This is a genomic window from Marinobacter azerbaijanicus, assembly GCF_030250645.1.
Lineage (GTDB): Bacteria > Pseudomonadota > Gammaproteobacteria > Pseudomonadales > Oleiphilaceae > Marinobacter > Marinobacter azerbaijanicus.
In genome coordinates, this window is record NZ_JASSVS010000005.1 from 235,953 (window position 1) to 249,908 (window position 13,956).

The following is a 13,956-nucleotide window of genomic DNA, read 5'->3' on the forward strand; positions in this document are numbered from 1 at the left end:
AACTCGATCTGTTATCAGCGGTTTAACGTGTCGACTATCGACAGTACGGCCGGCCCGCCAATTAACAGGAACAGGCCAGGCAGGAGGAATACCATCATTACAATTGTCATCTTGGCGCCGACCCTGTTGGTCTCTTCGCTCAACCGGCTGCGTGCGGTCTGTTGCGCTTCCCGGATAATCTGGTCCAGGCTTGAAGTCACCCCTGCGCCCAGAGTTCCGCTCTGTTTCATCAGATTTACATAACTCCGCAACACCACGATGCGCCGGTTCCTGCCCAGCTCATCCAGTGCTTTTGAGCGATCCGCCCCGCTCTCCATCACCCGATTGAAGCGATCCAGCCGGCTCGCCAGATGAGGCATGATTGGCCTCGCCTGAACAGCAACCAGTCGCAGGGCACGCTCAATGGACAGGCCAGCTTCCATGAGCATCCGGGTCATATGGCACAGCTCAATGGCCTCAAGATTCTGTTTCTTTTCCGCGTTGGTCCCCATGGTGCGGATCACTCTGCGGGGCAGAAGAAACGCAGCGGCAGCGATGATCATTCCCGCTGCAGGGCCGGTAATCACAAACCCCAGCACAATCACAATCAAGGGAAGCAGCCAACACAGCATCATATAGGTTGCCTGGCTCTGTTGGCGGTTCCGTCCCGTGGTTTCCAGCGCAGCCTCCATATCCTCGTAGTCACCCTGTATTGCCGCCAGGCCGGTAAAGCTCTCCCCCAGTTCCGCCAGGAAACCGGAGATATCCTCGTCACCCGCCACCTTTACCCCCGCCCCCCGGTTTTTCAGGCGCTCATGAATCCGTGCCCTCAATGCCCAGCGCGGAGCCAGGTAGCCAGCCATCCAGAGCGCAAACAGGGCGGCTGCAGCGGATAGCAGAAACCAGAGATCAACCACGTCCCACCCCCTGTATCATTCGCCAGATCACAAACATGCCGATGAGCTGAAGAGCGCCAGCGGTTAACAGCAGCGAATGGCCGGTAGGCGTGTTCAGCAGCACATCGGAATACTCGTCATTGATCATTACCATGAAAGCCGCCAGCGCCGGAGGCAGAACGGCAAATGTAACCGCGGTAAAACGGGTTTCCGCGCTGGCCGCAAGGAACTCCCGCCTCATTGCCTGTTGCGACCTCAGGGATGCGGACACCTGCTCCAGCACGGGACGGATCGAGGAGCCAAATCGTGATGTGGTACGCAGGGCAATAGCCACCAGTACCATCGCAGGAACCTGATAGAGCTGGGCGAAATCCTCGAACAGGCGGGTGTAGTCCCGACCGGCCTCAACTGCGTTGCGCAGCCGGAAAACCAGGGGGTTGAAAACCGGCGATGATTCGTCGAAGGACGAGATCAGTGCATGCTCCAGGGACCGGCCAGCATCGATGTTTCTCATGACCGCGTCCACCACGCCGGGCAGTTCTTCATGGATGGTCTGGCGCTGCTTCTGGAAACGTATACGCCACCAGGCACCAATCGCAATGGCGACAAAGAAGACCACAACCAGTAACGCCACCATGCCCCGCGACATGGCGACAAACACCAGCGCCAACAGTAGCACCGTCGTCATCATGACCAGGCGCTGCATACTCCAACGGATATCCGCCTGCACCAATAGCCTTTCGACCGGCCCCAGATCCACCCTGGCTCCGCCCAGCCCGGCACTTTCAGTCGCCGGCATCAACCGGTTCCTGATCGCCCGGTTAATCTGCCGGTGACCACGCAGATACCCCCAGGCCAGCTGCACCATCACCAGCAGGGTAGCCAACGACCCCACGAACAGGGAGCCCGCGAACCAGATCTGGCTACTCACCTTACCCCCTCCCCGGTCAGTTTCACCATGCCATCGTCCGTCCCCTCTTCGGTGCGGTAGAGGGTCTCCATTCGGTAGGGATCATCCGGGGTGGCTTTCATCGCCACCACTTCACTGACGAACCGGCGGCCATTAGGCAGTCGGGAGAGCTGGACGATGACATCCAGTGACGAACCAATCAGGCGACCAATAGCCCTCTCTCCTGCGTCATACCCGTTCACCGCCAACAGGGTTTCAATCCGTACCAGCGCATCTTTGGCGCTGTTGGAGTGAATGGTACTCATGGACCCTTCGTGACCGGTGTTCATGGCCTGCAGCAACTCGATGATCTCGCCGGCCCGGACCTCACCAAGAATGATTCGGTCAGGGCGCATTCGCAGCGCATTGATCACCAGGTCCCTCGCGGTGATCTTTCCTGTGCCCTCGGTATTTGCCGGTCGCGTTTCGAGGCGGACAATATGGGGGTGATTGAGCTGAAGCTCTGCTGAGTCCTCAATGGTTACCACCCGCTCATCCCTTGGAATATACTGGCTCAGCAGATTCAGAATGGTGGTTTTGCCCGTGCCGGTGCCCCCGCTGATCAGGATATTCCGGCGGGTCTCAACCAGTGACGTCAGCACATCAAGACACTCCGCGGTCATGGATCCGCTGTTGACCAGATCCTGTGCAGTCAGGTGCTTCTGGGTGAATTTGCGGATGCTGATGGACGGGCCGTCCAGGGCAATCGGGGGAATAATGGCGTTGACCCGGGAGCCGTCCGGCAAACGGGCATCCACCATGGGGCTGGACTCATCCAGACGGCGCCCCAGGGGCGCCAGGATGCGGCGGATGACGCGGGTGACATGATCATCATCGATAAAGCGGGTGTGCGCCCGTTGCAGCACCCCTGCAATCTCAACGAACACGTCTTCAGGGCCATTAACCAGAATATCATTCACGCTGTCATCGGAAAGCAGGGGCTCCAGAGGACCAAAGCCGGCCACTTCGTCGAAGGTTTCCCGGGCCAGCAGAGTCAGGTCCTGAGCAGACAACGGCATCCGGTTCTGGGAAACAAAACTCTGCACATTGTCCTGAACGAAGCCATAAAGAGTTTCACGTCCGGACTTGCCGACTTCGACACCTTCTTCATCCAGCCGCTCCACCAGAAAATAGTGAACGCGCTTCTTCAGATCCTGGTATTCCTGGTCAACCCGGGTAGCCATCCAACCTTCTCCTTAACCAGCTCGCAGGAGCTTTCGTTTCGTAAGGCTTTGACCTTCCCTGTTTTCACCGGTCGCGTATCGCCTCATGATGGCTTCAAGCTGTTTCTGGTACTGGCTTCTCTGGGGCAGCTTATGCAAGGGTATACCGGCGTTGATGGACATCAGCCGGCTGGTCCAGTCCAGGGGCAGGTTGCCCATATAATCCACGCCAACCGCCCGCTCCAGCTCACCCAGTGCGGGGGAGCCTTTCTTCTCATAACAGTCGAGGACCAGCGATTTACGACAGTCCCTGGCCAGATGATCGCGCCAGCCATCCAGTTGCCGGCGCGCCTCGTGGGCCTGTTCGACAATAGGTTGAATAACCATCACCAGATCTTTGGCATGTAGCCCTACCGCACTGACCCAGAAGTCGGCAACCACCGGATCCACGTTGACGACGATGTAGTCGAACATGCTCATCAACTGGCTGACGGCAATGAACAGGTCCGCGTTGCGATCATCACCGAGGGCCTCAGGCGACAGATTGCCGGCCAGTAAACGCAGGTTCGGAGCGTACTCCTCCAGGGCAGTCTCGATCATTGCCTGGTCAAGTGATTCCGGGTTCTGCAACAGACTTTCCAGAGTGACCCGGTTATTACTGTCCAGGTAGAAGGCATGCCGATCCGTTGACGAGGTATCAAGAGCAAGAATGCGGGCCTCCGGAAACAGCTTATTGGTGGTAAAGGCCAGGTTCTGCGCGAAAAACCGTGTATCCACCACCGGGCTGGAGCTGGTCACCAGCGTAATCTTGTTCCGGGCATTTGCCGGCCGGGAATCAGCCGCCACCTCTACGGGTGTGGCCTGCAGGAATTGCTGGATTCGACTACGGAGTTCTTCACCGTCGCTGCTGACGATAAAACAGTCCCGTGCGCCAGCACGCATGCTCCGTAGCAGGAAATCCTGATTCACCCGACGGGCCAGTGAAACTACGGCCAGGTCTTCACGGGATTTGGTGAGAGCACTGATGATTCTGAGGGCTTTCTCAGCGTCATTTTCATCCGCCGCCACCATCACGAAACGACTACCGGTGGCTTCCACAAGCCGGCTGACACGGGAGAGGTCAGATGAAGCAACAAACTCCACCGGCCACATGCCGTCCAGCGCGCGCTCCAGCCAGGTCCGGATGCCAATATCGTCCGCCACACACACCAGAATGTCGTCTCTGTTCATAGGATTACCAGCTCAGTCCGTGTTTGATGGGGCGCTCGCCGGGGCTGGCGTCCGTCGCCATGTCCAGCCACCCGGTGCTGCTGCGATGATAGTCGCGGCCGATGGTTTCCAGCTTGCCACCACCCTGCTTGCCAGGGCTGACCAGACGGGGCGTTACCACCATGATCAGCTCACGATCTTCACGTGATACCCGGTCTGAACGGAACAATGCACCCAGTATCGGCAGATTGCCCAACCCGGGAACGCGGTCGCTGTTATTGAAGGTATTGCGGCTTACCAGACCACTGATAATGAAGGTCTCACCAGACCCCATGGCAACGGTGGTTTCAGTGCGACGAACCCGCAAACCGGGAATGGTGATGCCATTGGCGGTTACACCCGCCGTTTCATCCAGATCACTGACCTCCGGCGCAACCCGCAGAATAATCTGATCTTCGCCAACCACCGTTGGCGTCAGGCTCAGGCTGACACCGAATTCCTTGAACTCCACCTGAACACCGCTGTCGTCACTGCGCACCGGAATCGGGAACTCACCGCCCGAGAGAAAAGTGGCGCTCTGGCCACTCAGGGTGACCAGTGAAGGCTCCGCCAGGGTGTAAGCAAAACCGCCGGACTCCAGGGCATTAATGATGCTGAGAGAGTTTTCGCCAAACCGGAAAAAACTGAAGCCACTGGAGGTGATCGCCTGGCCCCTTCCGGGTATGGGTGCAGCCCTGCCTGTTCCCGCAAAAGACGCCTCAAAACGGCCGCCATCAAACAGTTTGGAGTAGTACATTCCCAGTTCATTCAATTCACTGCGGTTCACTTCCACAATGCGGATATCCGTCTGCACCTGGGTTCCGAACGGCAGCTTTTCCCCCAGGGTGGATGCAACCACAACGACGGAACGCAAGGGCTCAGAACGGCCCTTGAGCCAGACGGACAGAGTCGCTGTGCCCTGTGATTTGGCGGTCAGCAACAATTCCTTTTCTTCAGAAACCGACACACCGGCCACCTCAGGGTCAGACGTTGCCACCTTCGAAAGCACATCCGGAAATCTCAGCACCTTCTGTTCACCGTTACCCAGCTTGATCGGAGCGCCGTCCGCCATCTCATCGCCATGAGCCGCGGCGGGCAGGACCACCGCAATGCCACTCACCAGCAGCGCCACTAACCATACGGCGATCGGTTTACCGTACATAAACACTCCTTGATTGGGTTCCTTCAAAAACCTGTACGCGGGTAGAAGGTGGTGGCGCAGTGCGCCGGGTAGGCGCGGGCTTGGGTGGTGCCGGGAACAGATCTTCCAGGTAGACGGCCTTGATTGTGGAATCCTCTTCCTCTGCCTGTTCTGCTACCTCCTGCCTGGGAGAGACCGCCACAAGCCGCACACTGCCTTCACTGGAAGCGAGCAACAACCGCGATACTTTCGCTTCCGGAACGGATAACACCACCGTATTGTTGCGGCGGGGGTCATTGTCCTCCCCTGCTTCACCGTTATAGGGAACGCCCCTGACCGCCAGAACCAGCACATTACTCAACAGCTTCAGGGCTGCGGGTCTGTCGTTGTCAGCCCGACGAAATGACGCAGTCACGTCCACCCGGTCACCGGGCCGCAACAGGCCGCCCACACCCGACACTTCGTCCACGGCAACGGCCATGGCCTTATGGTCCTGCGGGACCAGGGTTTCCAACACACTGTCATTTCGCATGTTTGCTTCGGTCAGGGTCTGGCCGGCCGCCAGCGAGGTCTTGATGGTCTGTCCGAAAGGGGCGTCATCGGCACGAATGGCATCAGGGACAGGATCCAGGGACGACACCGAAACAAAGCCGTCTTTTTCCATCGTGTCCCCGGGAGACAGGGCCTCTATGGCCACCAGATAGCGATATTCCGGTCTCTCGGGCACCTGTTCCGCCGCGGCCACGGGATTCTGTGTCGGTTTGTCAGGCTGACCCTTTGCCGACAGAAGACCAACGATGGCAAGGCCAAGAGCCACCAACGCCAGTACCGTTGCCGGAAGTGCGTATATCAGTCTTTTATTCATTCTTGTGCCCTGTTAACAGAACTAGAAGGCCATGGTTGCTTCCGCACGCATGGCGTCGGGCATGGGGGGAAACTTGCCCAGAAAACCGAACGTCAACTGCGGCACCATGGGCGCTTCCTGATTATTGCGGGATATGACGCAGGTCAGGAAACTGATGCCGGCTGAGTCAACCACCTCGCAATCCCGGGAATCCGTTCCGGACGTCAGACTCTCGGATTTTGATGCCCAGCCCTGTTCCAGAGTCGCTTTGGCCGTGGCCACGATCTGGCTGGAAAGATCGTTTTCCGAGAGGCGGGATCGATCCACCCGCAATGCGGACGAAGCGGCCTGATCCACAACACTCTGCATTTCGTATTTCCCGAAGAAGAGCATGCCGTAGGCCGCCGCCGCATATAACATGGCTATCACCAGCGGAAAGAGGAACAGAAACTCCAGGGCTATTGCCCCCTTTTCCGATCTCATCAAGACGGCCCTCCAGTCCCGGGAGCTGTGCTCTAATCAGGCCCCGCCAGAGCCAGTGAGGTCATTCAACAGTGTGTCGAAGAAACCGCTCACATCGTCGCCGAACGCGGCAGCAGCAATCGCAATAACGACGGCTATCGCACCGGCAAGAACAATGTATTCAAGTGCGGAAGCGCCTTTCTGCTTCGACTTGAGTGACAATTTCCTGACCTGAATGTGGGCTGCAACGCGGACTGGTAAATCTTTGATGCTCATGGCTGGATTCCTTATATTTGTCTTTTATTTGATTTCAACCTAACGATATATCGCCTTCACAGCGACAGATTTTGTTTTGTTTTTTGTTACTGACAGTCACGTTTGTTTTCGGGCATTGATTAATGCAGTTGAAAAACACCAATCAAATCCGGTACGGGATCTGTCACCTCGCACAACAGTAATACCAGAGAGCTTTCCGAATATGGTTGCCCGAAATGACATGTAAGCTGGATATTCGGGCCAACCGGATGCGGTGGACTTGTGCCGGAAGCTAATGCAACTCCCTGAATGCTCGACTTATTGCCTTTGCGCAGTGGCCAATGGGATACTGGCCTTTAAATCCGACCCGGACCGTCTTATGACTACGCCCCATCAGGCCGTCGCTCGCATAGTGGACGCTATCGAGCCAAATACACTGCTGGTTTGCGGTAACCTGGCAGAAGAGGTGGGAAGGCTCTGGCAGTTACACAATGACACCACACGCCTGACGACCCTGTCAGAAACCACCCTCAGTACCGCATTCCCCCTGCCAGAAGTTCAGGACCTGGCACTGGTTACCGGCGTGCTTGAACAACTTCCGCGGGACGAGGGTGAGCTTCTTCTGGGCCAACTGAGAAACTATGGCACGCACCAGATTGCGGTGTTGGTGGAATCTGACGGGGGCTGGAGTTTTACCGACTTTATCGCCCTGGGCTTTCGCCGTCAGGCTGAGCTGACTAATAATGGCAAAACGTCGACGCTCTATACCTACAATATCGATAACTATAACCACAAACGGGCGTGGAATAATCCGGATAACTGGGCGAACCCGGAGATGTGGGACAAGGCCCGGTGGTAGCCGCCACCCTCACATCGCTTCAAACACCCTCAGATTTCGCTGACAGGCATCGAGGTAGGACGCTCCGAAGAGATTATAGTGATTGAGGGTATGATAGAGGTTATAGACGGAACGCTTGGTGTTGTAGACCCCGGTTCTTGGATAAACCCGGTCATAGGCGCGATAGAAGGCCGTTGAAAAACCACCAAACAGTTCCGTCATGGCAATGTCCGCTTCCCGATCACCATAATAGACCGCAGGGTCAATCAGCCAGGGGCCGGAGTTGTCGAATAGCACGTTACCGGACCACAGGTCGCCATGGAGCAGGCTGGACTGCTCACAGTGCTCGTTCAGGAATTGTCTGAGAGCGGCGCTGCTGCCTGCAAGCACGGCCTCGAACTCTTCCCGTACCTGCCGATCGCGGATCATGCTTACCTGCACCCGCAGGCGGTTTTCCAGAAAGAAGTCGCCCCAGTCGTCTGTCAGGCGATTTTTCTGTGGTGACAAACCGATCATATTGTCACTATCAAAACCGTAGTGCGGCTGACGGATGGCATGCATCCGGGCCAGTCCCTCACCCAGGGCCACCATGGCGTCCTCGCTTGCAGGGCCGGGGTTTATACGGGGAATCACCAGTTCCCGCTGTGACACGGACTTCACGTCCGGAACACGCAACTTGCTGACACCGGCCAGCCTGAGAGTCTCTGCCAGTAGTTCAAGCCCGCGGGCCTCGCACAACAGAGCATCGGGAAAAGACGTGGAATTGTGCTTGATGAAATCAGCCATGCAACCAGTATAACCGTGATTACGAAGCCTTCTGCAAACCCTCTTGGCTTTGTCACCGGCTTAGTGGATCATGGAAACTGCACGGCTACTCAATACGGGAAACAGCCTATGGCAACGTTCAGTGATCGCAAGGCAAACGAACAATTGAAGACCGAAGCCAGCAAGGTCCACGGCGACGATGTGGCGGACCTGCTCGCCCGCCAGAAAGCCATAGAGGACAAAGTCAGGAACAGCGGCAAACTGCGGCGGTTCGGCACGGATATCCGCCTGATGTTTGCCATGCTGCGGGACTACTGGCAGGGCAACTATCGCAACGTACCATGGAAGAGTATCGCCGCCATTGCCGGTGCACTGATCTACGTCCTTAATCCCCTGGACCTGATTCCTGACGTGCTGCTGGGCATCGGTTTCCTGGATGACGCTGGCGTGGTCGCCGCATGCCTGGCCATGGTGGAATCCGACCTGATTCGCTACGCTGCCTGGAAAGATCACGAAACAGCGACACAAACGCCTACGAATAGCGATTGACTAAACAGCAGCCTGCTTTGACAGCCCACCACATTGGTGCGTTTCCACTTCCCGTGCACCATTTATAGGCACCAACTCCCCTCAGAGCACCCACGAATGCCCATCTTTTGGGCAAAAGAATTACCTAATCCATTCTCAGTCCTGGCATTGCCTCAATCCGGAACACTCCTTGCTTATTGTGCACGCTATCAATGCACAACCCGCCCGTGACCGGTGGATAAAACCAGAAAATCAGGAGCAACCAACCCGTGGATATCACGAGTGCAGTACACACCCTGACCGAAAGCGCCAACACGCTGTTCATTCTTATCGGTGCCATCATGGTACTGGCCATGCACGCCGGCTTCGCCTTCCTGGAAGTAGGTACGGTACGCCACAAGAACCAGGTAAATGCGCTGGTAAAGATCATGACCGACTTCGGCATCTCCGCTGTTGCCTATTTCTTCGTCGGCTACTACATCGCCTACGGCAGCCACTTCATGGCCGGCGCGTCAGAGCTGACCGCCGCCAATGGCTACGATCTGGTCAAGTTCTTTTTCCTGATGACCTTCGCCGCCGCCATACCTGCCATTGTTTCAGGCGGCATTGCCGAGCGCGCAAAGTTCTACCCCATGCTGATTGCCTCGGGCCTGATCGTGGCGTTCGTGTACCCGTTTTTTGAAGGCATGATCTGGAACGGCAATTACGGCTTCCAGTCCTGGCTGGAGAGCCAGTTTGGTGCAGCGTTCCATGACTTCGCCGGCTCCGTTGTAGTGCACGCCGTTGGCGGCTGGATCGCACTTGCGGCGGTACTGTTGCTGGGTGCCCGTAACGGACGCTATCGCAACGGTCGGGTGGTGGCGTTTGCGCCTTCCAACATTCCCTTCCTCGCCCTGGGCGCCTGGATTCTGACTGTGGGCTGGTTCGGTTTTAACGTGATGTCGGCCCAGACACTTGACGGCATCAGCGGTCTGGTGGCGGTGAACAGCCTCATGGCCATGGTTGGCGGCGTTCTGGTGGCCATGCTGGTGGGCCGCAAGGACCCGGGCTTTATTCACAACGGGCCGCTGGCTGGCCTGGTGGCAGTATGCGCCGGTTCGGACCTGATGCACCCGGTTGGTGCGCTTATTACCGGTGGCATTGCCGGTGCCATCTTCGTATACATGTTTGAATGGGCCCAGGACCGAATCGAACGCCTGGACGACGTACTGGGTGTCTGGCCACTGCACGGTGTCTGTGGTGTATGGGGTGCCATCGCGGCCGGTATCTTTGGTCAGGAAGCCCTTGGCGGCCTGGGCGGCGTGAGCCTGATGTCCCAGATCATCGGCGCCATTGCCGGCGTTGTGGTGGCCTTTGCGGGCGGCCTGATTGTCTATGGCATTGTCAGTGCCATCTCTGGCCTGCGTCTGACTGATGAAGAAGAGTTCAACGGCGCGGATGTCAGTATCCACCGCATTGGCGCCACGTCGATGGAGTAACTGTTTTCAGTCTCTGGGACATCAGGGAAGGCCGGATACAGTGCTTAATGACTGTATCCGGTCAGTTCCATATAGCCCACGCCTTCATGGGACCCGGTTACCGACACCGGGCTTTCCCAGTATGGGTAAAGGCCGAGGTTCCAGTAAGTACCCGGTGGCGCCTTGATGGTCAGGTCCACCTCACGGGACGGAATGGTCAGTCGCCAGGTCACTGGCACCCTGCCCTGCTGCGTTTTTTTCCAGTTGACTGCGGTCAGGGTCAGTTCGTCATTGCCCAGCACCTCGACCACGCCGCTGGTATTAATCCAGCTGCCGGACAGATAGGTGTCGTCGTCTTCCAACAGCCGAAACGCCATCAGCTTCTGGCCGTCTTCCAGGTGCAGGGCAAACCAGTCCCAGCCCTGTTGACCGGTCTTGAGAAACTGGCTGCTCCATTCCCGGTCAAACCAGCCCTTGCCGGACACGTCCAGGGTCTTTTCCCCCAGCGTCACCGTTCCATCAACCTGTAAATCCACCAGACTGAAATACATGGAGCCGTCACCGCTGGCTGACTTGGCGCTGAAGCCCTCCTCGCCGTGAGCTACCACACCCCCTGTGTTACCCAGCCGCAGGTCATAGGACCAGCCATCCCCTTCCACCTGCAAGCGCCACTCCGCGGATCCCGGCAATGCTTCCAGCCGCCAGTCATCCAGCCACACCCGGAATGGCTCCGCCGTGGCGCCGGCATGACCCACATCGCCCCGGGCAAGCTTTTCGACGAACCAGTGGTCGCCCTCAAATGACACTGCCCCGTGGGCCATCCAGGCAGCGTCCAGCGGCCAGGTTTCCGGATCGGGAGGATCACTTTCAATCGGCCGGGGCTGCAACGCCTGACGGAACTGGGTCCACTGCACGCCCAGCGGGCTACCATCCGCTGTTGTCAGATTGGCCGTCAGATACCACCACTCGATGCGGTGCTGCGGGTGGGGACCCCAGTCTTCGGGGAAATTCAGGGTATCACCGGGCTGCGGCTGCAGGAACCCGGAACCGTCCGCCTCCCCTGCATACTGAGCCAGGCCCGCGAAGCCGGTCTCTGGTGCCGAATCAGAGCAACCGGTGAACGCCGCAGCAACCAACAGTGCAATGAAGCCGGTATGCGTTCTCATGTCTCCACCTGCTTTCTGTCTGCCCTGTGCACCAGCTGCCTGCGCATCAGGTGCGCAACAACCATGCCTGTTGCCGCCGCTACCACACCGAGTTCCAGCCAGAACTGGGGATACAGTTCCATGGGTAACGACCAGCCAAAGGCAAGCGGATTGATGCGGCTGACCAGCACCCAGGTCAGCCAGATACCCAACGGCAGGGCGGCAAGAGTCACCGCCAGTGTGAGCAGGACCGACAGGCGCCGGAGCTGCCCCCTGACCACTCGCGCCGGCAGCCCCCAGATACTCAGGAGCTGGAAATACCAGGCCCGGGTGGTGAAGAAGACCCAGCTCATGATCAGCAGGGCAACTGCAGCCAGCACCAGTGTCAGAAGGCTGATGGCGCGGGTCAGCAGGAAAGTCTGATCGAACACCTGCGAGGCCAGGGCGCGGATGCTGGCGTTATCCCTTATCGTCACCTCGGATATATTCCAGACATCCGCCAGCTGTTCGCTGATGTCAGCCATGGTCAGGTCGCCGGGATTCACCGAAAAGCTCTCGAAACCGGGGCTGAAATTCTCCGGCAATGCAGCCCCGGAGACCATCACCTCCCCCGCCGGGCGGCCATAGTCCGCATAGATGGCCACCACATTCGCTTCGGTTGAAGTACCGCCTATGCCGATCTTTAACGTGTCACCCACTCCAAGCTGGTGCCGTCGGGCAAGCTGTTCATTGATCATCACTCCGCCCTGCTCAAGTTTTTCCCAGGGCCTGCCGCTACTGGCCAGCAGGGACCAGTCCCTCACCAGATCACTGACGGGTGTCAGAGCGAACAGATCCGCCGGAACCTGATCGCTTTCCGGCTCAGCATCCTTGCCCGGCTCACCTGCCCTGATCCGTGCCTCACCACGGGCAACACGGTGCCATGGACCGATGCCTTCAAGTTCCTGCAACCGCTCTGCCGCCAGGCTCGCATCCGCGCCCCGTGGCACCTCGACATAGAACTCTGCCTCCAGACGCTGAGCCAGCCATTCCTCGAAGGTGCTCTCGAACGTTGTCACCAGTGCCTGAACCGCCAGCACGGTTGCCATGGCGAACTGCAGCGCCACCACCGGCAGCGCCAGATGCCGGAACATGGCCGCCAGCTCCCGGCGCCGCCAGCGTGCCAGTGGGCCGGTTCCATCCAGAGCGGCACGCTCGGACAGCGTCTGCGCCGCCAGTGCCAGTAATCCCGGAGTGAGCCAGCCGGCACCGGCGAAAACCAGCGCCGTGCCAGCAAAGGCCCAGGCCAGATCCACCGCCAGCGCTACAGTCGCCAGCCCGACAAACAGAACCAGGGCTGCAATCACTCGCCCATGACGGGAGCTGATGACACCCTGCCAACGCTGTGGAACCAGCCAGTCCACCAGGCAAGCAGTCAGCACCAGCAACAGCATGACCGCGGCGGCCTGCCACGGCAAAGATGCTGCGGAGCCTGCGTAGAGAGTGACATCAAACAGGCTGTCGAGAGCCTGTCCAAACCCACCCCCCAGCATTGCGGCAAGCTGTGTTCCCAACCAGAGTCCCGGAACCACACAAAAACCGGACAGCACCACCAGCTCCAGTGCCAGCAACTGCTGGACCCGACGGCGGGGCACACCAAAGCGGTACAACAATTCAAAGCTCTGCCGGCGCTGAGCGACTCCGAGGCGATGGACACTGCGTACCAGCAATCCGGTGATCAATAGCACCAGCAGGCTCAGGGCATCCAGATTAAGCAGGAAGCTGTCCGCCAGCTCGCCGGTTTCCGGCGCCAACGAAAACGCGCGCAGGGCGTATCCTTCTGGCAGCGCCACACTCTCGTTCGCCGCCAGCAGGTATAGCCGGCTTTCGTATCCCTCGCGGGAGAGCCTTATGGCGTCGCTGATATCAACAAACGGTGAGCCGTCCAATGAACCAGTGGCCCCACCTGGAGCGGATTCCCCAAAACAACCCATGGCCAGGGGATCGATACCGATCACCCGTCCCTCCGGCGGCGGGCGCTGGATTTCCAGCCAGGGTGCAACGCACAGGCCAGCCATACGCAGATCGACAAAGTCATCAACACTGACCCGCTGGCCATCGGCGCGAACCACATGGACTTGGGCCGCTACCGCTTCCTCACTCTGAAACAGACTATGTCGGGCCTGTTCGGTTAGCAGGGTAACACCGGTCCAGAGCATGGTGGCCAGCACAATCATCACCGCCAACGCCGCAAGCTGGAAAGGATGGCGGCGATAATGGCTGACGAAGGCCCGCACCAGCATCATG

14 protein-coding genes are annotated in these 13,956 nt (G+C 58.5%); 3 read left to right on the forward strand and 11 right to left on the reverse strand.

What is annotated here, in order from left to right; all coding sequences use genetic code 11:
* Positions 1-14: 14 nt before the first annotated feature.
* The 8 genes from QPM17_RS12075 to QPM17_RS12110 are packed head-to-tail and all read right to left on the reverse strand — an operon-like array spanning position 15 to position 6,958.
* Entirely contained in the window at positions 15-896 is an 882-nt protein-coding gene (locus QPM17_RS12075; protein WP_285391006.1) for a type II secretion system F family protein, read from the reverse strand.
* Entirely contained in the window at positions 889-1,806 is a 918-nt protein-coding gene (locus tag QPM17_RS12080; RefSeq protein WP_285391007.1) for a type II secretion system F family protein, read from the reverse strand. Before QPM17_RS12080 ends, QPM17_RS12075 begins: the two co-directional genes overlap by 8 nt.
* Positions 1,803-3,008, reverse strand: coding sequence for a TadA family conjugal transfer-associated ATPase (locus QPM17_RS12085; RefSeq protein WP_285391009.1), 1,206 nt, complete (start codon positions 3,006-3,008; stop codon positions 1,803-1,805). Before QPM17_RS12085 ends, QPM17_RS12080 begins: the two co-directional genes overlap by 4 nt.
* Positions 3,009-3,020: 12 nt before the next feature.
* Positions 3,021-4,217: a CpaE/TadZ family protein gene (locus tag QPM17_RS12090; RefSeq protein ID WP_285391010.1), complete on the reverse strand. Its 1,197-nt coding sequence runs from the start codon at positions 4,215-4,217 to the stop codon at positions 3,021-3,023.
* Between the two features lie 4 nt (positions 4,218-4,221).
* The gene (locus QPM17_RS12095; RefSeq protein ID WP_285391012.1) at positions 4,222-5,397 is read right to left on the reverse strand and encodes a type II and III secretion system protein family protein; all 1,176 of its coding nucleotides are present in this window, start codon (positions 5,395-5,397) and stop codon (positions 4,222-4,224) included.
* Entirely contained in the window at positions 5,387-6,241 is an 855-nt protein-coding gene (gene cpaB, locus QPM17_RS12100; RefSeq protein WP_285391013.1) for a Flp pilus assembly protein CpaB, read from the reverse strand. Before cpaB ends, QPM17_RS12095 begins: the two co-directional genes overlap by 11 nt.
* Before the next feature lie 21 nt (positions 6,242-6,262).
* Complete coding sequence (locus QPM17_RS12105) at positions 6,263-6,703, reverse strand: TadE/TadG family type IV pilus assembly protein (RefSeq protein WP_285391014.1); 441 nt, start codon at positions 6,701-6,703, stop codon at positions 6,263-6,265.
* A gap of 36 nt (positions 6,704-6,739) precedes the next feature.
* Positions 6,740-6,958, reverse strand: coding sequence for a hypothetical protein (locus tag QPM17_RS12110; RefSeq protein ID WP_285391015.1), 219 nt, complete (start codon positions 6,956-6,958; stop codon positions 6,740-6,742).
* 358 nt (positions 6,959-7,316) lie between these two features.
* Between QPM17_RS12110 and QPM17_RS12115 the strand changes: the two genes are divergently transcribed.
* Entirely contained in the window at positions 7,317-7,796 is a 480-nt protein-coding gene (locus QPM17_RS12115) for a DUF6231 family protein (RefSeq protein ID WP_285391016.1), read from the forward strand.
* Positions 7,797-7,805: 9 nt separating this feature from the next.
* Here QPM17_RS12115 and QPM17_RS12120 read toward each other — a convergent pair whose 3' ends face one another.
* Positions 7,806-8,561 (reverse strand): fructosamine kinase family protein, encoded by a 756-nt coding sequence (locus tag QPM17_RS12120; RefSeq protein ID WP_285391017.1) that lies wholly within the window; start codon positions 8,559-8,561, stop codon positions 7,806-7,808.
* A gap of 108 nt (positions 8,562-8,669) precedes the next feature.
* On the opposite strand from QPM17_RS12120, the gene QPM17_RS12125 reads away from it, so the two are divergent.
* Together QPM17_RS12125 and QPM17_RS12130 are read left to right on the forward strand one after the other, a co-directional pair.
* The gene (locus tag QPM17_RS12125; protein WP_285391018.1) at positions 8,670-9,089 is read left to right on the forward strand and encodes a YkvA family protein; all 420 of its coding nucleotides are present in this window, start codon (positions 8,670-8,672) and stop codon (positions 9,087-9,089) included.
* A gap of 248 nt (positions 9,090-9,337) precedes the next feature.
* Positions 9,338-10,546: an ammonium transporter gene (locus QPM17_RS12130; protein ID WP_285391019.1), complete on the forward strand. Its 1,209-nt coding sequence runs from the start codon at positions 9,338-9,340 to the stop codon at positions 10,544-10,546.
* A gap of 44 nt (positions 10,547-10,590) precedes the next feature.
* On the opposite strand, the gene QPM17_RS12135 is transcribed toward QPM17_RS12130, so the two are convergent.
* The gene (locus QPM17_RS12135; RefSeq protein WP_285391020.1) at positions 10,591-11,691 is read right to left on the reverse strand and encodes a lipocalin-like domain-containing protein; all 1,101 of its coding nucleotides are present in this window, start codon (positions 11,689-11,691) and stop codon (positions 10,591-10,593) included.
* A complete protein-coding gene (locus tag QPM17_RS12140; RefSeq protein ID WP_285391021.1) occupies positions 11,688-13,955 on the reverse strand; it encodes an FtsX-like permease family protein in 2,268 nt (755 codons plus the stop codon). Before QPM17_RS12140 ends, QPM17_RS12135 begins: the two co-directional genes overlap by 4 nt.
* Position 13,956: the final 1 nt, after the last annotated feature.

Excerpts from the sequence above, each read along its gene's own strand:
- QPM17_RS12085 (WP_285391009.1), bottom strand. The coding sequence starts at position 3,008 with ATGGCTACCCGGGTTGACCAGGAATACCAGGATCTGAAGAAGCGCGTT.
- QPM17_RS12090 (WP_285391010.1), bottom strand. The coding sequence starts at position 4,217 with ATGAACAGAGACGACATTCTGGTGTGTGTGGCGGACGATATTGGCATC.
- QPM17_RS12095 (WP_285391012.1), bottom strand. The coding sequence starts at position 5,397 with ATGTACGGTAAACCGATCGCCGTATGGTTAGTGGCGCTGCTGGTGAGT.
- cpaB (WP_285391013.1), bottom strand. The coding sequence starts at position 6,241 with ATGAATAAAAGACTGATATACGCACTTCCGGCAACGGTACTGGCGTTG.
- QPM17_RS12105 (WP_285391014.1), bottom strand. The coding sequence starts at position 6,703 with ATGAGATCGGAAAAGGGGGCAATAGCCCTGGAGTTTCTGTTCCTCTTT.
- QPM17_RS12110 (WP_285391015.1), bottom strand. The coding sequence starts at position 6,958 with ATGAGCATCAAAGATTTACCAGTCCGCGTTGCAGCCCACATTCAGGTC.
- QPM17_RS12115 (WP_285391016.1), top strand. The coding sequence starts at position 7,317 with ATGACTACGCCCCATCAGGCCGTCGCTCGCATAGTGGACGCTATCGAG.
- QPM17_RS12120 (WP_285391017.1), bottom strand. The coding sequence starts at position 8,561 with ATGGCTGATTTCATCAAGCACAATTCCACGTCTTTTCCCGATGCTCTG.
- QPM17_RS12125 (WP_285391018.1), top strand. The coding sequence starts at position 8,670 with ATGGCAACGTTCAGTGATCGCAAGGCAAACGAACAATTGAAGACCGAA.
- QPM17_RS12135 (WP_285391020.1), bottom strand. The coding sequence starts at position 11,691 with ATGAGAACGCATACCGGCTTCATTGCACTGTTGGTTGCTGCGGCGTTC.
- QPM17_RS12140 (WP_285391021.1), bottom strand. The coding sequence starts at position 13,955 with ATGATGCTGGTGCGGGCCTTCGTCAGCCATTATCGCCGCCATCCTTTC.